The 17,495-nt window shown below is 74.1% G+C and carries 20 protein-coding genes; 11 read left to right on the top strand and 9 right to left on the bottom strand.

Going from position 1 to position 17,495, the window contains the following annotated elements; translation table 11 throughout:
- Positions 1 to 203 precede the first annotated feature (203 nt).
- On the top strand, positions 204 to 698 hold the full coding sequence (bldD, locus tag BJY14_RS07065) for a transcriptional regulator BldD (RefSeq protein WP_021597992.1): 495 nt from the start codon (positions 204 to 206) through the stop codon (positions 696 to 698).
- 61 nt (positions 699 to 759) lie between these two features.
- On the opposite strand, the gene BJY14_RS07070 is transcribed toward bldD, so the two are convergent.
- A complete protein-coding gene (locus BJY14_RS07070; protein ID WP_312879043.1) occupies positions 760 to 2,184 on the bottom strand; it encodes an MFS transporter in 1,425 nt (474 codons plus the stop codon).
- Between the two features lie 131 nt (positions 2,185 to 2,315).
- Between BJY14_RS07070 and BJY14_RS07075 the strand changes: the two genes are divergently transcribed.
- Positions 2,316 to 2,930, top strand: coding sequence for a hypothetical protein (locus tag BJY14_RS07075; protein ID WP_246395832.1), 615 nt, complete (start codon positions 2,316 to 2,318; stop codon positions 2,928 to 2,930).
- Positions 2,931 to 2,935: 5 nt separating this feature from the next.
- Here the strand turns inward: BJY14_RS07075 and BJY14_RS07080 are convergent, their stop codons facing one another.
- The 4 genes from BJY14_RS07080 to BJY14_RS07095 form a co-directional block, all read right to left on the bottom strand.
- On the bottom strand, positions 2,936 to 4,186 hold the full coding sequence (locus BJY14_RS07080) for a cytochrome P450 (protein WP_179842868.1): 1,251 nt from the start codon (positions 4,184 to 4,186) through the stop codon (positions 2,936 to 2,938).
- Between the two features lie 119 nt (positions 4,187 to 4,305).
- Entirely contained in the window at positions 4,306 to 5,493 is a 1,188-nt protein-coding gene (locus BJY14_RS07085) for a CoA transferase (protein ID WP_179842869.1), read from the bottom strand.
- Positions 5,494 to 5,610: 117 nt separating this feature from the next.
- Positions 5,611 to 6,114, bottom strand: coding sequence for an SAV_6107 family HEPN domain-containing protein (locus tag BJY14_RS07090; RefSeq protein ID WP_179842870.1), 504 nt, complete (start codon positions 6,112 to 6,114; stop codon positions 5,611 to 5,613).
- 250 nt (positions 6,115 to 6,364) lie between these two features.
- Positions 6,365 to 7,132 (bottom strand): peptidoglycan-binding protein, encoded by a 768-nt coding sequence (locus BJY14_RS07095; protein WP_179842871.1) that lies wholly within the window; start codon positions 7,130 to 7,132, stop codon positions 6,365 to 6,367.
- Positions 7,133 to 7,176: 44 nt separating this feature from the next.
- Between BJY14_RS07095 and BJY14_RS07100 the strand changes: the two genes are divergently transcribed.
- The 5 genes from BJY14_RS07100 to BJY14_RS07120 are packed head-to-tail and all read left to right on the top strand — an operon-like array spanning position 7,177 to position 9,845.
- Positions 7,177 to 7,641: a YbaK/EbsC family protein gene (locus BJY14_RS07100; protein WP_179842872.1), complete on the top strand. Its 465-nt coding sequence runs from the start codon at positions 7,177 to 7,179 to the stop codon at positions 7,639 to 7,641.
- On the top strand, positions 7,641 to 7,991 hold the full coding sequence (locus tag BJY14_RS07105; protein ID WP_179842873.1) for an arsenate reductase family protein: 351 nt from the start codon (positions 7,641 to 7,643) through the stop codon (positions 7,989 to 7,991). Before BJY14_RS07100 ends, BJY14_RS07105 begins: the two co-directional genes overlap by 1 nt.
- 56 nt (positions 7,992 to 8,047) lie before the next feature.
- Complete coding sequence (locus tag BJY14_RS07110; protein WP_179842874.1) at positions 8,048 to 8,890, top strand: hypothetical protein; 843 nt, start codon at positions 8,048 to 8,050, stop codon at positions 8,888 to 8,890.
- Positions 8,891 to 8,899: 9 nt separating this feature from the next.
- Positions 8,900 to 9,232, top strand: a complete 333-nt coding sequence (locus tag BJY14_RS07115; protein ID WP_179842875.1) for a hypothetical protein — start codon at positions 8,900 to 8,902, stop codon at positions 9,230 to 9,232.
- Between the two features lie 10 nt (positions 9,233 to 9,242).
- Positions 9,243 to 9,845 (top strand): GNAT family N-acetyltransferase, encoded by a 603-nt coding sequence (locus BJY14_RS07120; RefSeq protein ID WP_179842876.1) that lies wholly within the window; start codon positions 9,243 to 9,245, stop codon positions 9,843 to 9,845.
- On the opposite strand, the gene metF is transcribed toward BJY14_RS07120, so the two are convergent.
- On the bottom strand, positions 9,782 to 10,717 hold the full coding sequence (gene metF, locus BJY14_RS07125; RefSeq protein WP_179842877.1) for a methylenetetrahydrofolate reductase [NAD(P)H]: 936 nt from the start codon (positions 10,715 to 10,717) through the stop codon (positions 9,782 to 9,784). The genes BJY14_RS07120 and metF overlap by 64 nt on opposite strands.
- Positions 10,718 to 10,906: 189 nt before the next feature.
- Here metF and BJY14_RS07130 point away from each other — a divergent pair, with 189 nt between their 5' ends.
- The 4 genes from BJY14_RS07130 to BJY14_RS07145 all read left to right on the top strand — a co-directional run bounded on the left by BJY14_RS07130 (position 10,907) and on the right by BJY14_RS07145 (position 15,968).
- Positions 10,907 to 11,959, top strand: a complete 1,053-nt coding sequence (locus BJY14_RS07130) for a polyprenyl synthetase family protein (protein WP_179842878.1) — start codon at positions 10,907 to 10,909, stop codon at positions 11,957 to 11,959.
- 94 nt (positions 11,960 to 12,053) lie between these two features.
- On the top strand, positions 12,054 to 12,638 hold the full coding sequence (locus BJY14_RS07135) for a carboxymuconolactone decarboxylase family protein (RefSeq protein WP_179842879.1): 585 nt from the start codon (positions 12,054 to 12,056) through the stop codon (positions 12,636 to 12,638).
- The gene (locus tag BJY14_RS07140; protein ID WP_179842880.1) at positions 12,635 to 14,788 is read left to right on the top strand and encodes a glycoside hydrolase family 3 C-terminal domain-containing protein; all 2,154 of its coding nucleotides are present in this window, start codon (positions 12,635 to 12,637) and stop codon (positions 14,786 to 14,788) included. Before BJY14_RS07135 ends, BJY14_RS07140 begins: the two co-directional genes overlap by 4 nt.
- A gap of 91 nt (positions 14,789 to 14,879) precedes the next feature.
- A complete protein-coding gene (locus BJY14_RS07145) occupies positions 14,880 to 15,968 on the top strand; it encodes a serine/threonine-protein kinase (RefSeq protein ID WP_312879044.1) in 1,089 nt (362 codons plus the stop codon).
- A 13-nt stretch (positions 15,969 to 15,981) separates the two neighbouring features.
- On the opposite strand, the gene BJY14_RS07150 is transcribed toward BJY14_RS07145, so the two are convergent.
- The 3 genes from BJY14_RS07150 to BJY14_RS07160 all read right to left on the bottom strand — a co-directional run bounded on the left by BJY14_RS07150 (position 15,982) and on the right by BJY14_RS07160 (position 17,421).
- A complete protein-coding gene (locus BJY14_RS07150) occupies positions 15,982 to 16,140 on the bottom strand; it encodes a hypothetical protein (RefSeq protein ID WP_179842881.1) in 159 nt (52 codons plus the stop codon).
- Positions 16,141 to 16,188: 48 nt separating this feature from the next.
- Positions 16,189 to 16,875 carry a thiamine phosphate synthase gene (gene thiE, locus BJY14_RS07155; protein WP_179842882.1) on the bottom strand — a complete coding sequence of 229 codons (687 nt, stop codon included), beginning with the start codon at positions 16,873 to 16,875 and terminating at the stop codon, positions 16,189 to 16,191.
- 171 nt (positions 16,876 to 17,046) lie between these two features.
- Positions 17,047 to 17,421 (bottom strand): Rv2175c family DNA-binding protein, encoded by a 375-nt coding sequence (locus BJY14_RS07160; RefSeq protein WP_179842883.1) that lies wholly within the window; start codon positions 17,419 to 17,421, stop codon positions 17,047 to 17,049.
- Positions 17,422 to 17,495: the final 74 nt, after the last annotated feature.

Raw genomic sequence — 17,495 nt, forward strand, 5'->3', positions numbered from 1 at the left:
GATCCGGACGGCCCGGATCGAGTCCTGCGGATTCGACCGCTTTTTTCCAATCAGCTTGACCTGGGGCCGTACCCGTTTTACCGTCACTGTCCGTAACCATCCCTGGAGACAGAGTCCTGAGGCCCCCTGGCTTCGCGAATCTGTCTCCCCCCGGTGACAGCCGGGGTTCGACGACGACGAAAGTGAGCCTGGGGGGCCGCATCATGCCGTCTGAATACGCTAAGGCTCTCGGCGCGCGCCTGCGCGCCATCCGCACCCAGCAGGGCCTGTCCCTGCACGGCGTGGAGGAGAAGTCCCGCGGCCGCTGGAAGGCCGTCGTCGTGGGTTCGTACGAGCGGGGCGACCGCGCCGTCACCGTTCAGAAGCTGGCCGAGCTCGCCGATTTCTACGGCGTGCCGGTTTCCGAGTTGCTGCCCGGCGGAGCCGCGCCGAGCCCGCTCGGGCCTACACCCAAGCTCGTGATCGATCTAGAGCGGTTGCAGCAGCTTCCGAAAGACAAGGCCGGTCCTCTCGCCCGCTACGCCGCGACGATCCAGAGCCAGCGGGGCGACTACAACGGAAAGGTCCTGTCCATCCGTCAGGAGGACCTGCGTTCACTCGCGGTCATCTATGACAAGTCTCCGACCGAGCTCACCGAAGAGCTGATCGGCTGGGGCGTCCTCGACCCGGAGGCGCGCCGCGCCGTCGAGTCGTTCTGATTCACCGCACGACCTGATTCACCGCACGACCTGATTCACCGCACGACCTGATTCACCGGTTTCACCGCACGACCGCGACGGGGTCCGGCACCGCGCCGGGCCCCGTTCCGCGTGCCCGCCGCCGCCCCGGGCGCGGGACGAGCAGGGCCAGCGGGAGGACGGCCGCCATCACGGCGGCGCTCACCGCGAACCCGGCGGAGAACCCGCCCTCGCCGGGGACCGCGACGACGATGACCGCGCTGACCTGCGTCCCGAGGGACGCGCCGACCGTGCGCAGCAGCGTGTTGATGCCGGTGGCCACGCCGGTCTCCTCCGGCGGGACGGCGGCGACGACCAGGGTCGCCACGGCGGCGTAGGCGAAGCCGAGGCCGATGCCCCGGGCCAGGCCGCCGACGTAGAGGTGCCACATGGCGCCGTGCTCGACCGCCACGAACGCGTAGCCGAGCCCGGTCGTCACCGCGCCGCCGAGCAGCACGACGCGGGAGCCGACGCGCCGGTCGAGCAGGCCCGCCGTCATGCCCGCGACGGTCATGCCGACGCTGGCGGGGAGCTGGAGCAGCGCCGCCTGCGTGGCCGTCCCGCCGAAGCCGTACCCGGTGCCCTCCGGAAGCTGGACGAGCAGGGGGAACAGCAGCCCGCCCGCCATCAGCGCGTAGCCGGACAGGAGCGAGGCGGCGTTCGCCGTCCACACCCCGCGCACCCGCATGAGGCGCAGGTCGATCAGGGGCTCGCGGACGCGGCCCTCCACCCACAGCCATGCGCCGGCCGCCGCGAGCGCGAACGCGAGGAGCCCGAGGACGCCGGGGGACGTCCAGCCCCAGTCCATCCCCTCGGTGAGGGCGGTGAGCGCGGCCACCAGCCAGGCGGCGAAGAGGGCGGCGCCCCACCAGTCGACCCGCGCCGGCGCGCGGGAGTCCCCGCCGCGGCGTCCGTCCGGAACGATCCACCAGGCGAGGGCGACGCCGGGCACCAGGCCGATGACCGGCACCCACAGCAGCCAGCGCCAGCCGAGGAGGTCGATGATCGGACCGGCCAGGCACCACGACACGGCGCCGCCGAGGCCCAGCATGGACGACATGAGGCCGACGGCCGCGGCCCGCCTGGCGGGCGGCAGGACGTCCCGGATGATCGTGTACGCCAGCGGGAAGACGCCGCCGCCGACGCCGCCGAGGACGCGCCCGGCGAGCATGACCGGCACCGTCGGGGCCAGCGCGGCGACGACCGTCCCGGCGGTGGCGACGGCGAGCACGGCGAGCAGCACGCGGCGCGCCCCGTACAGGTCACCGAGCCGGCCGACCACCGGCGTGGCGACGGCCGCGGACAGCGTCATGGCCGTGAGCGCCCACGCCGCGCCCGCCGGGGACGTGTGCAGGCCGTGCTGGATCTGCGGCAGCGCGGGCGTCACCACGGCCATCGACAGCGAGTACGCCATCACCCCGAGGAAGGCCAGCAGCGGGACCAGCCCGCGCCCGCCCCGCCCCGCCACCGCGTCCTCCTGAAGTTCGCCCCCCTAACAATCTCATACCGGGACGAACCGCCCCCGCTCCCCCCGGCGGGGGATCCGGTTCGGCCCCGGGAGGGAGGGCGGCGGCGCCCCCGCCGGACATGATCATCCGTATGACCGCGCCCTCCCGTCCCGCCGCTCCCGCACCTCCGGCGGTCACGTCCGCGCCTCCGGCGATCACCTCCGCGCCTCCGGCGGTCACGTCCGCGCCTCCGGCGATGCGGCACGCCCCGCGCTGGGCGCACCTGGCCGCCCACGCGATCACCCTGCTCGCGCTGCCGTCCGGCGTCTGGCGGCTCGGCCTCGCCTTGGGCTTCCCCCTCGGATACACCGAGGAGGGCTATCGGACCGTCTGCCCGCCCGGCTTCTGGGGACCCGCCTACCTGGTCCTGCTCGCCGTCCTCAGCGAGGGCGCCGCCCTCCTGGCGCTCGGCCTCGTGCGGCCGTGGGGCGAGGTCGTCCCGCGCTGGATCCCGTTCGCCGGCGGCCGGACCGTCCCGCCCCTGGCGGCCCTGATCCCCGCGTGGGCGGGCGTCGCCGTCCTCGCCGTGCTGTGGACGCCCCTGGCGGCCTGGTGGAGCATGCCCGCGGACGACATGACCCCGGCGGGCCACACCGCGGTCGGGTTCCTCTACCTCCCTCTCGTGGCCTGGGCGCCGCTCCTCGCCGCCCTCGCCGTCGCCTACCGGCGCCGCCGCCGGGAACGTCCTCCACCCGCGCGCGCCTGACGGCGTCAGTCCGCGGGCGCGCTCCAGGCGACGGGGAGGGCGGAGGGGCCGTTGATGACGTGGCCCGGCTTGCGGGTGATCTCGTCCGACGGCACCGCCAGCCGCAGGGACGGCAGCTCGCGGGTGAGCAGCGCCACGGCCGTCTCCACCTCCATGTGCCCGAGATGGCGCCCGATGCAGTGGTGCGGCCCGTAGCCGAAGGACAGGTGCCGGTTCGGCGTGCGGCCGAAGTCCATGCGGTGCGGGTCGGTGAACACGCGCGGGTCGCAGTTCGCGGCGTCGTGGGACGGGATGACCAGGTCCCCGGGCCGCAGCCGCTCACCGCTCGGCAGCGTCACCTCGCGGGTGACCCGGCGCGGCAGGTCGTCCGCCGCGGTCGTGGAGAACAGGCGCTCCAGCTCGGTGACGGCGCCGGGGACGGCCTCGGGATGGGCGCTGAGGTAGCCGTACGCGGTCTCGTGGTCCTCGTAGGGGTGGGTGAGCAGGACGTGGATCTGCGTGCCGATGCTGCTCGCCACCGTCTCCCAGCCTCCGAGCACCAGCGTCAGCGGCAGCTTGACCTGGCGGTCGAACGGCAGGTCCGCGGCGCCCACGGCGACCCGGGACAGCAGGTCCTCGGACGGGTCGCGCCGCCGCTCCTCCACCAGGCCGCTCAGGTAGCCGACCATCGCCATCTGCGCCTCGGCCGCGTCGACGCGGGTCTGGGCGCTGGTGCCGAGGAACGCGTCGCCCCACGCGTGGAAGCGCAGCCGGTCCTCCTGCGGGAGGCCCATCATGTCGCAGATCAGGTCGAGCGAGAACGGCAGCGCGAAGGCGGTGACGAGGTCGGCGGGCTCCTTGCCCGCGAGCATCGCCGTCAGCTGCGCGGCGGCCCGCTCCCGCGCCGTGCGCCGCAGCCGCTCGGTGGCCTGTGGCGAGAACCAGTCCTTGACGGCGCCGCGGACGGCCGCGTGGTCCTCCAGGTCGAGCCCCAGCATCGTGCCTTCGAGGTCGACGGCGTCGGCGTCCAGGGCGGCCTCCCTGGAGAACACCTCCTGGTTGCGCAGCACCTGCTCGACGTCGTGGTAGCGGGTGACGAGCTTGGCCGTTCCGCCGTCGTGGCGCCGCACCTCGGCGACTCCGGTGCCGGTCTCGCGGATCTCGTGGTAGCGCGCGTTCTTGTGCAGCCCCGGCCTGTTGACGCCGTCGGCGTCGCTGTCCAGCGGATGCGGGATGCGGGCGGGTGCGGACTTCTCCGGGGCGGCGTCGAGGGCCATGCGGCGGATCCCTTCGTCGTTCGGACGCGGCAGGGTTCGATGGCCGGACCGTCAGGGGCAGGCCGGACGAAGCCCACGATTCGGAATGCCTGCCAGAAGGACTTCCACGCCCGCGCGGATCACAAACCCATGATCGTCCCCTTGCCCCGCAGGGCCTCGACGCGCTCGGGCGGCAGGGCCAGGACGTCCCGGAGGACCTCGTCCGTGTGCTCGCCCAGGGCGGGGGCCGGGACCGGGGGCGGGGACGCCTCACCGAGCCGCACGGGCGAGCCCGGGGCCAGGTGCGGGCCCACGCCCGGCTGGTCGAGCGGCGCCATGAGCGGCTCGTCCCGCAGCCCGGCGGCCACCTCCGCGAAGTCGCGGTAGCGGGACCACAGGACGGACGTCCCCTCCAGCCCGCCGGCGACCTGCTCGCAGGTGCGGGACGCGAACCAGGACGCGAGCACGCCGCCGAGCGCCTCCCGGTGGCCGTAGCGGTCGCCGGCGCGGCGGAAGTCGGCGCCCAGGGCGCGTTCGAGGGCCTCGACCACCTCGCCGAGGCCGGTCGCCTCCACCAGGTCGCGCCAGTGCCGGGCGGTGAGGATCGCGACCATCACCCGCCCGTCGGCCGTGGCGAAGTCGCGGCCGAAGTCGCCGAAGAGGTGGTTGCCGAGGCGCGCTCTGGGCTCCCCGAGCTGGGCCTCCGCGAGGTACCCGAGGTTCCCCGCGGTGGCCAGGGCGACGTCCTGCAGCGCGACCTGGATCCGCATGCCCTCGCCCGTGCGCGACCGGTGCCGTTCCGCCGCCAGCAGCCCGACGGCCATGTAGAGGCCGCACGCCACGTCCCACGCGGGCAGCGCGTGGTTGACGGGCGCCTCCAGACCCGCGGGCCCCGTGATCGCCGGGAAGCCCATGGCGGCGTTCACCGTGTAGTCGACGGCGTTGCCGCCTCCCCGCGTCCCCTGGAGCCGGACGTGGATCAGGTCGGGCCGCGCGGCCTTCAGCTCCTCGTAGGACAGCCCCGGCCGCGGGGGCGCGTTGGTCAGGACGACTCCGCCGTCCGCGACGAGCCCGGCGACCAGTTCGCGGCCCTCGGGCGAGCGCAGGTCGACGGCGACCGATCGCTTGCCCTTGTTCAGCCCGGCCCAGTACAGGCTCCGCCCGGACGGCGCGAGCGGCCACCGGTCGATGTCGGGCCCGCCGCCGATCTGGTCGACGCGGATGACGTCCGCGCCGAGCTGGGCCAGGGTCATCCCGCCCAGCGGCGTCGCGACGAAGCTGGACAGCTCGATGACGCGCATGCCGTCCAGGGGCAGTAGGTCGGTCATCCGGCCATGTCTACCAAGCGCCCTCCCCCGGGCCGGGCCCGGGGAGGACCGCGCCGGAGGGGCCGGCTCGGGGGGTCGCGGCCCCGCCGGCGCGATCGGTCCGGCCTCGGGGGTGGCTCAGCCGGCTTCGGGGACGGGGAGCGTGGGCTGCCCGTCGACGCCGAGGGTGTCCTCGACGAGGGTGACGAAGACCTCGGCGTCGTGCAGGAGCTCCTCCGCCTCGCGCGGGGTGACGGCGCGCGGCAGGCCCGCCTCGGCGGCGGCGCGCTTGTCGGCGCCGGCGGCGAAGAAGGCGGCCCACTCGCGCAGCGCGGGCTCGGCCTCGGGCAGCAGCACCCAGACGCTGCGCGGACGGCCGCGGCGGTGGGTCTCCAGAGGCTCCTTGGACGCCAGGACGGCGGCGGCCGCGCGCAGCGCCGCCAGGTGGGCGCACACGTAGCGGACGGCGGGCGAGGTGGCCTCGGCCGCCTCGGCGAGGCCCATGCGGGCGGCGTGCAACTGCCCGACGGCCGTGTGCGCCGGGCGCGGCGCGGGCATCGGGCGGTGGCGTGGGCGAGGACTCGGGGACGGGACGGACTGGGCTGCGGAGTGGACTCCGCGTGCGGTCATCGTTCCGGACATGTCTGCCTCCTTCCGGGGCTCGGGCCGGCCGGGCGGAGAGCTTCCCCTCTCTCCGCCCGGCCGTCCGTCCCGCCGAAACACCGCGATCGGCGGGGACGTCGCCCTGGCGCGGGCCGCGAGTCCCGCACCACATCGAACATAAGTTCGACGCGCTTCACAGTAAACCGCCCTGACGGCGATTCGTCAACGTGTTCGAACACGTGGCGTATCCCGCAGGTCAGCGCACTTGACAGCGGCCCGGACGCGGGCGCTAGCGAGGCCGCCTGACGTGCACGGGGACGCCCGTGCCGACGAGGTTCGGGAAGTACTCGGCGATGTGCATCGGCATGCGGACGCAGCCGTGCGAGGCGGGGTTCATGGGCACGTCCAGGGCGCCGTGGAAGGCGATGCCGCCGTTGAAGTAGATCGGGTTGTAGAGCTGCCCCAGCGGTGAGGTCTCCCAGCCGGAGGCGCGGCGTCCCGTCTGGAAGTCGCCCGTACCGGTCGTGGCATAGCGGCAGCGCGCGACGGTGGCGCCCCGGTCCTTGGCGCAGTAGTACTCCCCCGAGCCCGACGACACGTGCGTGATGAGCCGCGGGCTGCCGCTCCTGTAGAGGACGAGGTACTGGCGCTTCAGATCCACGTCGACGCGGTTCTTCTCGCGCTTCTTGGCCACCGGCCGAGGCTCCTTGGGAGCGTCCAGGGCCTTCCAGAACGCCGCGGAAAGGGTGCTCTTCTGCTTGAGGCGGTTCACCGCCTGGAACGCCCACACGGCCGTCTGCGTCGACGGCCCGTACCTCCCGTCCGCCTTTCCCGGGTCGTAGTGCAGTTCCTTGAGGCGGCGCTGGAGCGCCTTGACGTCAGGCCCCTTGGCGCCCGGTTTCAGCTTGCGGTGGGTGGGGCTCGGCTTGGGCGTCGCCGGCGCCTTGGACGGCGTCCCCTTCGGCGACCCCTTGGACGGGGCGGGTGCCGCCGAGTCGATGTCGTTGCAGCCCGTCAGGACGACGGCCGCGATCAGCAGAACCGCGCTCTTCCGCACGTCGCTCGCTCTCCCTCGCGTGCGCTGACCTTAAAGTTCTACCCATGCATCCGAATGCCGAAATCGTCGCGAAGGCTCTGCTCGACCTGGGCGCGACGGGAGCGATCGTCGAGCTGCCCGACTCCGCGAGGACGGCGCAGGCCGCCGCCGAGCAGCTGGGCTGCGAGGTCGGCGCGATCGCCAACAGCCTGGTGTTCGACGCCGACGGGTCGCCGCTGCTGGTGATGACCAGCGGCGCGCACCGCGTCGACACGGTGAAGGTGGCGGCGCTGGTGGGCGCGGCTAAGGTGCGGCGGGCGTCCCCGGAGTTCGTCCGGGAGGCGACCGGCCAGCCGATCGGGGGCGTCGCGCCGGTCGGCCATCCGGAGCCGATCCGCACGCTGGTGGACGTCTGGCTGGACAGGTACGACGAGGTGTGGGCGGCGGGCGGGCACCCGCACACCGTCTTCCCCACGTCGTACGGCGAACTGCTGAGGATCACCGGGGGAACCCCCGCGGAGGTGGAGTGATGGAGCTCTGGCACAACCCGCGCTGCTCGAAGAGCCGCAGCGCCAAGGCCGCACTGGACGAGGCGGGCGTGCGGTACACCGAGCGCCGCTACCTGGACGAGCCGCCCACGGCGCAGGAGCTCGACGAGGTCCTCGCCCGGATCGGCGCCGAGCCCTGGGACGTGGCGCGGCTGAACGAGCCCGTCGCCAAGGAGCTCGGGCTCAAGGACCTCGAACGCGACCGGGCCCGCTGGATCGAGGTCATGGTGGCGAACCCGGTGCTGATCCAGCGTCCGATCGTCGTGGCGGACGAGACCGCCGTCGTGGCGCGCGATGCCGAATCGGTGCGCAAGGCCCTCGACAGCCAGTGACACCAGTGTGATTCTGGGGAGTCGGGAAACGCCGAGGGGCGAGCACCGGAGGGGTGATGGCGACGCAGATGCGGACGGGTCCGGCGGCGCGCGACCCGGAGTTCCGGGGGATCGACCCGCCCGCGCTCAACCAGGTCATCAGGCAGCTCCAGGACGCGCAGAACGCGATCCAGGGGTGGCTGAACGGCCATCGCCCGCCGCCCGGCGTCTCCGCCGCCGGGTACCGGCAGGCCGACGAGGTGGCGCGGTGGGCCGCCGAGCAGCTCGGGATGCTGACCCGCCGGTACAACTTCGCGGTCACCCATCCCTCACCCGGCGGCGGCATCGACATGCCGCCGGCGCCCACCCCGGCTCCGGCGCCGCGCCCGGCCGGCGGCGGCCCGGCGGGCGCGCCGCGCCCGGTGAAGGCGCCGCCGCACCGGACCCCGCCCGCGAAGGCGGCGCCGCAGCCGACCCCGCACGGCGCCGGTGACATCGGCGACTTCCCCGACCGGCCCGCGGCGTCCCGGGCCGCCAAGGCCGACGCGCTGGCCGTGGCGGCGTCGGTCCAGCACGGCCGGCCCGTCCCGGACTCGGTGTGGAGGCATCTGCGGGCCAACGCGGGCGACCCCGACTACACCGAGAAGTTCTACGAGCGGCTCGGCCCCGCGGCCGCCGCCGACCTGCTGAAGGCCGCCCAGGGTGACAAGGCGAGGCTGGGGGCCGTGCAGCAGTCGCTCGGAACGTCCAGCCACCATCTGACGATGGACGTGAAGTGGCTGCGCGCCTTCCTGGCCGAGGCCGACCGCGCCGATATCCGTCCCGTCGCGGTCCAGGTGCTCCTGGGCGCCGACATGAGCGGCCGTACGCGCGAGGCCATCGCCAGGCTCGACCTGCACCCGTCCACCGCCACCGCCTGAGAGGTCGCCATGGCCGCTCCACCGCCTCCGGGCAGCCTGCCCCCGCCGATCACGGGCGCCGCGTCGGCCCGGCTGTCGCCCGCCGAGCAGCCCAATCCGGAGTACCAGCAGCTCTACCAGGCGTACGCCGACGCCTACGGCAGCATCGACCGGCTCCGCCAGGCACTGGACGGGCCCGTCAAGACGCTCGGCGGGACGGACGCGTGGCTCGGCCCGGAGGCGCGCGAATGGGGCGGGCAGCTCGACACCAACCGCGGAACGCTGCGCAAGGCCGCCGACCGCATCCTCTGGGACCTCTACGATCGGCTTTCCGCGACCCAGCGGACCATCACGCGGGTCTAGTCTCTGTCGGGTGAGGGACCCGAAGCTGCGCGAGATCGACGAACGCGCCTTCCTACGCAGGCTGAGCCCCATGCTGGACGTGTACGCGGCCGCGATGGAACCGCCGAACGAGCAGCTCCCGGGCCGGCACACCATCATGGAGCGGCATGCCTCGTATCCGGGGTTCCGCGCGTTCGTGGTCGAGCGGCGTGCGGCGCTGCCGGTCATGCCGGGGCCCGTCCAGGGGTTCGCCTACGGGTTCCACGGGGCGCGCGGCCAGTGGTGGCACGACGTCGTCCACCAGGCGCTGTCCGACCGGGAGGGGCCCGACCGCGCCGACGCGTGGCTGGAGGACGCCTTCGAGGTCGCCGAACTGCACGTCCATCCGCAGTCGCAGGGCAAGGGCCTCGGCCGGGCGCTGCTCGGCGCGCTGTGCGGCGGGCGGCCGGAGCGGACGGTCGTGCTGTCGACGCTCGACAGGAGGCCGGACACCCCGGCGCGCCACCTCTACCGTTCAATAGGCCTGGTCGACCTGCTGACCGACTTCGAGTTCCCGGGCGGAGGGCCCCGCTACGCGGTGATGGGCGGGCGGCTGCCCCTGGCCCCGTACCCGGCGCCGTCCAGCAGCGCGTAGACCTCGCGCGTCGCCGTCGACTGGTTGAACGTGATGAAGTGGATGCCCGGCGCGTCCTGTTCGAGCAGCTCGCCGCACAGTTCGGCGGCGTGCTCGATGCCGAGCCGGCGGACGGCCTCCGGGTCGTCCGCGACGGCCTCGAAGCGGGCCCTGACCTCGGGCGGGAACGGCGCGCCCGACAGCTGCTCGGACCGCTCGATCGTGCTGAGCCTGGTGACCGGCATGATGCCGGGCAGGATCGGCACGTCGCAGCCGGCGGCCTCGACGCGGTCGCGCAGCCGGAAGTAGTCCTCGGCGCGGAAGAACATCTGGGTGATCGCGTAGTCGGCGCCGGCCCGGCACTTGTCCACGAAGTGGCGGGTGTCGCTCTCGATGTCGCGCGAGCGCGGGTGCTTGTAGGGGAACGCGGCCACGCCGACGCAGAAGTCGCCGTAGGAGCGGATCATCCGGACCAGCTCGGCGGCGTACTCGACGCCGTCCGGGTGCTTGACCCACTCCCCCATCGGGTCGCCGGGCGGGTCGCCGCGCAGCGCCAGGACGTTGCGGACGCCGGCGGCGGCGAACCGGCCGATCAGGTTGCGCAGCTCCGCCTGGGAGTGGTTCACGGCGGTGAAGTGCGCGACCGGGGTGAGCGTGGTGTCGGTCGCGATGCGCTCGACGATGTCGACGGTCGTGTCGCGGGTGCCTCCGCCCGCGCCGTAGGTGACCGACACGAACGTCGGGTGCAGGGACTCCAGTTCGCGGATCGTACGCCACAGGTTCCGCGCGCCCTTGTCGGTCTTGGGCGGGAAGAACTCGAACGAGAACGAGCGCTCGCCTGAGGCGAGCAGTTCTCGGACGGTGGGGGGCCTGTCGGGGCGTACGCGTCGCATTCGTCAAGCCTACAGAAGCGCGCCCGGGCGGACCGGCGCGGACGGGGGGACGGGGGGTCCGCCCGGGGCCGCCGATCCGCGTGATGCTCGCCACACCCGACATGCGTTATGTCCGTATTTCCGAAGATCTAGCGACATCTCCCGCTTGCGATGGAGGGTGGAAAGCACCCAGGTGGATACGATCTCGGCATGTCGACCACCCGGATCCGCAAGGAGGTCGACGAGGCGCTGCTGGCCTTCGTCGACCGCCGGCGCCCCGCGCTGCGCGCCATCAGCGAGGACCTCGCACCGCTGCTGTCGGCCCTGGACGCCCTGCTCGGCGGCGGGAAGCGGCTGCGCCCCGCCTTCTGCTACTGGGGGTGGCGCGCGGCGGGCGGCGAGGACGGGCCCGGGATCGTGGCCGCCGCCGCGTCCCTGGAGCTGCTCCAGGCGAGCGCGCTGGTCCACGACGACGTGATGGACTCCAGCGACACCCGGCGCGGCCAGCCGTCCGTCCACCGGCGGTTCGAGGCGCTGCACCGGGCGCAGGGGTGGCCGGGCGACGCCGAGTCCTTCGGCGGCGGCGCCGCCATCCTGCTCGGCGACCTGTGCCTGGCCTGGTCGGGCGAGATGTTCGAGACCTCCGGGCTGGACGGCGCGAGCAGGCTGCGCGGCCGGGAGGTCTACGACCTGATGCGCACCGAGGTCATGTGCGGCCAGTACCTCGACATGCTGGAGGGGACGCGCCGCCAGGCGAACGTCGCCACGGCGCTGCGCGTGGTGGAGTACAAGAGCGCCAAGTACACGATCGAGCGCCCGCTGCACCTCGGCGCCGCGCTGGCCGGCGCCCGCCCCGACGTGGCGGCCGCGCTCAGCGGCTACGGCCTGCCGCTCGGCATCGCCTTCCAGCTCCGCGACGACGTGCTCGGCGTGTTCGGCGACCCGGCCGAGACCGGCAAGCCCGCCGGGGACGACCTGCGCGAGGGCAAGCGGACCGTCCTGGTCGCGCTCACCCTGGAACGCGCCTCGGCCGCCCAGGCCGCCGCGCTGGAGCGCCGCCTCGGCGACCCGGCGCTGGACCGTCCCGGCGTGGACGAGCTGCGCGCCGTCATCGAGGAGACCGGGGGCCTCGCCGCGTGCGAGGCCATGATCGAGCGCTACCTGCGCGAGGCGGAGAAGGCCCTGGAGACGGCACCGATCACCGCCGCCGCCCGGGAGGCGCTGGCGGAGCTCGCGGTGGCGGCCACCACGCGCAGCACCTGATCACGCGGGCCGCACGCGCCTCCCGTGACACGATCCGGCCAAGATTTCCCGGGGCACTAGAACTTTCCCACTGATCAGTGGCAGAAATGTCGCCATGTGCGCCGACACCCCAGGAGACCGCGTCCCGCGCTTCGACCCGCTCCCCGAGGAGGAGTGGGACGACGCGGTCCGGGCCGTGACCGACACGATCGGTCCCCTCAACGTCATCACCACGCTCGCCCGGCACCCGAAGCTGTTCCGGTCGTGGATCGGCTTCGGCTCGATGCTGCTGATGAACGGGACTCTGGGCGCCCGCGACCGCGAGCTGGCGATCCTGCGCACGGCGCACCACCGGTCCTGCGCGTACGAGTGGGACCACCACCGGCGGGTCGCGCTCGGCGCGGGGCTCACCGAGGACGAGATCGCCGCGCTCCGGAAGGATCGGGACGGGCACGGCTGGAGCGACGACGACCGCATGGTCCTGGCCGCCGCGGACGAGCTGCACGAGCGCGGCACCGTCAGCGACGCGACGTGGACGGAACTGGCCACGCGCTTCGGCGAGCACGAGCTGATCGAGCTGGTGATGCTCATCGGCCACTACCACATGGTCGCCTTCGCGCTGAACGCCCTACGGGTCCAGAACGAGGACGACGGCCGGCACGAGGACCGGGCCCCGGGCGAGGAGGGGACGGGCGGATGAGGCCGGGACGCGGACTGCCCGCGGCGGTCGCGGTCGCCTCCGCCCTGGCGCTGACGCCGTTACCGGCCGCGGCGTCCGCGCCCGGCGAGGCGCGGGCGGCGGCCGGGCGCTGCGGCGACCCGGCCCGGCGGCCGTGGTGCGACACCGCGCTGACCCCCGACCGCCGGGCGGCGCTGCTGCTGGCCCGGATGACGGGCGACGAGAAGATCTCGATGCTGGCGTCGGACGATCCGCTGGGCGGGCCGCTCGGCGGGTTCTCCGAGAACGCGCACGCCGACACCGCCGCTGGGATCGACCGGCTCGGCGTCCCCCCGGTCCGCATGGCCGACGGCCCGGCCGGCGTCCGGCAGGGCAGGGCGACGGCGCTGCCCGCGCCGATCGCGCTCGCGGCGGCCTTCGACCCGCGAGCGGCCCGGCTGTACGGCGGGACGGTCGCGTGGGAGGCCAGGCACCGGGGCAACGACCTGGTCTTCGGCCCGACCGTGGACGTCCTGCGCACGCCGCGCAACGGCCGGACGTTCGAGGGCTTCGGCGAGGACCCCTACCTGTCGGCGACCCTCGGCGTGCCGTGGATCCAGGGCGCGCAGGCGCAGGGCGTGATGACCTCGGTCAAGCACATGGCCGTCTACGCGCAGGAGACCGACCGGCTGTCGCTCGGCATGAACGTCGACCCGCGCACGCTCCGCGAGATCTACCTGCCGCCGTTCGAGGCCGCGGTGAAGGACGCGGGCACCGCGACGGTGATGTGCGGGTTCGGCAGGCTGAACGGCCGGTGGGCCTGCCAGGACGGCGCCGTCCTCAACGGGATCCTGCGGTCGGAGTGGGGGTTCACGGGGTTCGTCCCGTCCGACCACACCGCCGCCCAGGACGCCGCCGGAGCCGCCAACGGCGGGCTGGACATGGAACTGCCCTTCGGCATGAAGTACAACGGGCTCCTGCTGAAGCTCGCCGTCGCGCAGAAGAAGGTGACGCAGGCCGCCATCGACGGGCACGTGCGCAACATCCTGCGGACCATGTTCAGGTTCGGGGTGTTCGACCGGCAGGCCTACCCGAACGACCTCAGCGGCGCGGACCGGACGGCGAGCCGGAACGCCGCCCGGGTCATCGAGGAGGGCGCGATCACGCTGCTGAAGAACGACGGCGTCCTCCCGCTCCAGGCTCCGAGGTCGATCGCGCTGATCGGACGGGCCGCGCGGCAGAGCCCGAGCGGCTTCGGCTCGGCGAAGGTCGTCCCGTTCGCGACCGTGAGCGCGCAGGACGGCCTCTCGCGCCGCGCGGGCTCCGGGACCAGGGTGACCTATCACGACGGCGACGACCACCGAGGCGCTGCGGACACGGCCCGCGCCGCCGACCTCGCCATCGTGTTCGCGACCGACAGCCAGGGCGAGTTCTTCGACAAGTCGTGCCTGACGCTGCGCTGCGGTGAGCCGCTCAGGGGCGACCAGGACGGTCTGATCTCCGAGGTCGCCAAGGCCAACCCCAACACGATCGTCGTGCTGAACACGGGCGGACCTGTACTGACGCCCTGGGCCGGACAGGTGAGGGGCATCGTCGAGGCCTGGTACCCGGGGCAGGAGGCAGGGGACGCCCTGGCGCGCGTCCTGTACGGGGACGTGGACCCCGGCGGACGGCTTCCGGTGACGTTCCCCGTCAACGAGAACGACGCGCCCGCGTCCGGGAACCCGGCCCAGTACCCCGGCCTCGGCAAGAACACCACGTTCTCAGAGGGCGTCATGGTGGGCTACCGGCACTACGACGCGAAGGGCATCGCGCCCCGGTTCCCGTTCGGGCACGGCCTGTCCTACACCACCTTCGCCTACAGCGGGCTGGTCGCGACCTCCAAGTCCGTGCAGGTGACCGTCACCAACACCGGTCGCCGCACCGGCGTCGCGGTGCCGCAGCTCTACATCGGCATGCCGTCGCCTGGCGCGGAGGTCCCGCAACCGCCCAGGCAACTCAAGGGTTACGCCAAGGTCGCCCTCGCGCCCGGCCGGAGCGCGAAGGTGACGTTCCCGCTGTCGTCGCGCTCGTTCGCCTACTGGAACGAGAAGGCGAAGGCGTGGAAGGTCGCCGCCGGCTGCTACAAGATCATGGTGGGCGAGTCGTCCCGGCGGATCGCCGAATCCGCGGCGCTCGGGACCTGCCGCTGACAGCGAAGATCGCGGTTCCCCTGCCCCACGTCACGATTACGCGGTACAAAGGGGGAGATCTTCGTCCGCCCCCGCCGAGTCGGAGTCCTCTGTGCCGCACGACACCTCCCGCGGGAGGACGGATCCCCATCCCCCGCGTTCCTCTTCCCCCCGCCCCGGCCGCGCCGGCCGCGCCGGGCAGCCCCACGGCGCGCACGCCGGCCGCCCGGCCAAGGCGCACGCCGGGCCGGGCCGCGCCCCGGCCCGCCCCGCGCACGGCCGCGACCACCAGCCCGGCGGCCCGCTGGGCCCCGACGACCCCCGCGGCCTCGGCGGCTACACGCTGGTCGCGCGGCTCGGCGAGGGCGGCCAGGGCGTCGTCTACCTCGGCCGGGACGGCGACGGCGAACTCGTCACCGTCAAGCTGCTGCGCGGAGGCGTGGCGGCCGGTCAAAGGGCGCGCAGCCGCTTCGCCAAGGAGGCGGACGCGGCCCTGCGGGTGTCCGGGCGGCACACCGCCCGCGTGCTGGACGCCGACATGACCGGCGACCGCCCCTACATCGTCAGCGAGTTCGTCGAGGGGCCCTCGCTCCAGCACGTCGTCGCCGACCGCGGCCCGCTCGCCGCGCCGCGGCTCCGCAAGCTCGCGCTGCGGACCGCCGGCGCGCTGGCGGCGATCCACCGCGCCGGGATCGTGCACCGCGACTTCAAGCCCGGCAACGTGCTGCTCGGCCCGGACGGCGCCAAGGTCATCGACTTCGGCATCGCCCGCACCGCCGACGCGACCCCGCTGACCACGGGCCCGGTCGGGACGCCCGCCTACATGGCGCCCGAGCAGATCGAGGACGAGCCGGTCGGGCCGCCCGCCGACGTGTTCGCGTGGGGCGCCGCGATGGTGTTCGCCGCGACGGGGCGCCCGCCGTTCGGCACCGGGCCGAGCGCGGCCGTCATGCGGCGCGTGACGTCGCGCAGGCCCGACCTCGGCGAGATGCAGGGGCCGCTGCGCGAGCTCGCGGCGCGCTGCCTGGACAAGAACCCCGCCGCGCGCCCGACCGCGTCGCAGATCGTCCGGGCGCTGCGCGAGGGCCAGGCCCCGGCGCCCAAGCCGCGCCCGACGCGGATCCCGCGCTACCGGTGGCGGATGATGGTCGCGCTCGGCGGCGTCGTGGCCGCCGGGTTCCTCCTCGGCGTCCTGACCTGATCCGGGCCGCCGCTCACCAGTGCGGCGGCCGGTCCTCCAGCAGGCGCGCGTCGTCGTCGGGGGTGCGCCACTCGCCCCACCCGGTGTCGGTGTCGTCGGACGTCTGGTCCGGCAGGACGTCCAGGTCGTCGTCCAGGTCGACCACGCGGTCGTCGTCGGGTCCCACGCTCATGATCCCCATTGTCGGCGATGCGGGGCGCGGCCCGCACCGTGATCCGCGTCAAACCCCGCCGAGCGGCCGGGCGGCCAGCCGCCGCGCGAACCGCTCCGCGGCGGCGCCCGGGTCGTCGGCCTCGGTGATCGCCCGGACCACCACGACGCGCTCCGCGCCCGCGGCGAGGACCTCGTCCAGGTTGCCGAGGTCGATGCCGCCGATCGCGAACCACGGCCGCGCGGCGCGCTGCGCCGCGACGTACTCCAGCAGCTTGGGGCCGGGGGCGGGGCGTCCGGGCTTGGTCGGCGTGGGCCACACCGGGCCCGCGCAGAAGTAGTCGGCGCCGGGCTCGACCGCCGCCGAGGACGCCTGCTCGCCGGAGTGCGTGGACCGGCCGATCAGCATGTCGCCGCCGACGATCTCGCGGGCGGCGGGCACCGGCAGGTCGTCCTGGCCGAGGTGCAGCACGTCCGCGCCGGCCGCGTGCGCGATGTCGGCCCGGTCGTTGACGGCCAGCAGCGCCCCGTGCCGCTCGCACGCCGCCCGGAACACCTCCAGGTGGGCGGTCTCCTGGCGGGCCTCCAGGCCCTTCTGGCGGAGCTGGACGATGTCGACGCCGCCCGCGAGCACGGCGTCGAGGAAGTCCGGCAGGTCGCCCTGGCGCTCCCGCGCGTCCGTGCAGAGGTAGAGGCGGGCGCGGCTCAGCCGGGCGCGCAGCGCGACGGCGCGCTCGGTGGGGAGGTGCCTGGACACGGCCGGGGAACGTCCTTTCCACAGATGATCGAGGGGCCGCGCGCGCGGTCACCCGCCGCGCGCGACCCCGCGATCGTGTCACGTGCGTCGTGCGCCTCCGGCGGCGGCCCAGGCCCGGACACGTAGCGAGCCGCCAGGCGAGCGAAGTGGGCCGGGCCTGGGGAACACGGCCTAGAAGGCGAGCGCCTGGGCGCGGCGGCGGACCTCGGTCCCCCGGTTCTCGGTGAGCGCGTCCACCGGCGTCCCCGGCAGCGTGTCGTCGGCGGTGAACAGCCACCGGATCGTCTCGGCCTCGTCGAAGCCGGCGTCCGACAGGAGCGTCAGGGTGCCGGGCAGTCCCTTGATGACCTGGCCGTCCTTGATGAAGGCCGCGGGCACCATCGGCTCCCCGCCCCGGCGCACCGCGAGGATGCGGTGCTCGTGGATGAGCTGCTTGATCCGGTTGGGCTTGATCCCGAGCCGCTCGGCGGTCTCCCGGAGGGTGAGCCACTCGCCGGCCAGGGCGTCGGTGCGGGGGTCCAGTGCGCTGTCAACGGTTGCGTGCATCTGCGTCACGCCCCCTTGCTACCACGCCTTCGGAAGGCTCAAACCCCCCGCGCAGCCGTTACGTCCTCTCCGAT

The sequence above is a fragment of the Actinomadura luteofluorescens genome (assembly GCF_013409365.1).
Taxonomy (GTDB): domain Bacteria; phylum Actinomycetota; class Actinomycetes; order Streptosporangiales; family Streptosporangiaceae; genus Spirillospora; species Spirillospora luteofluorescens.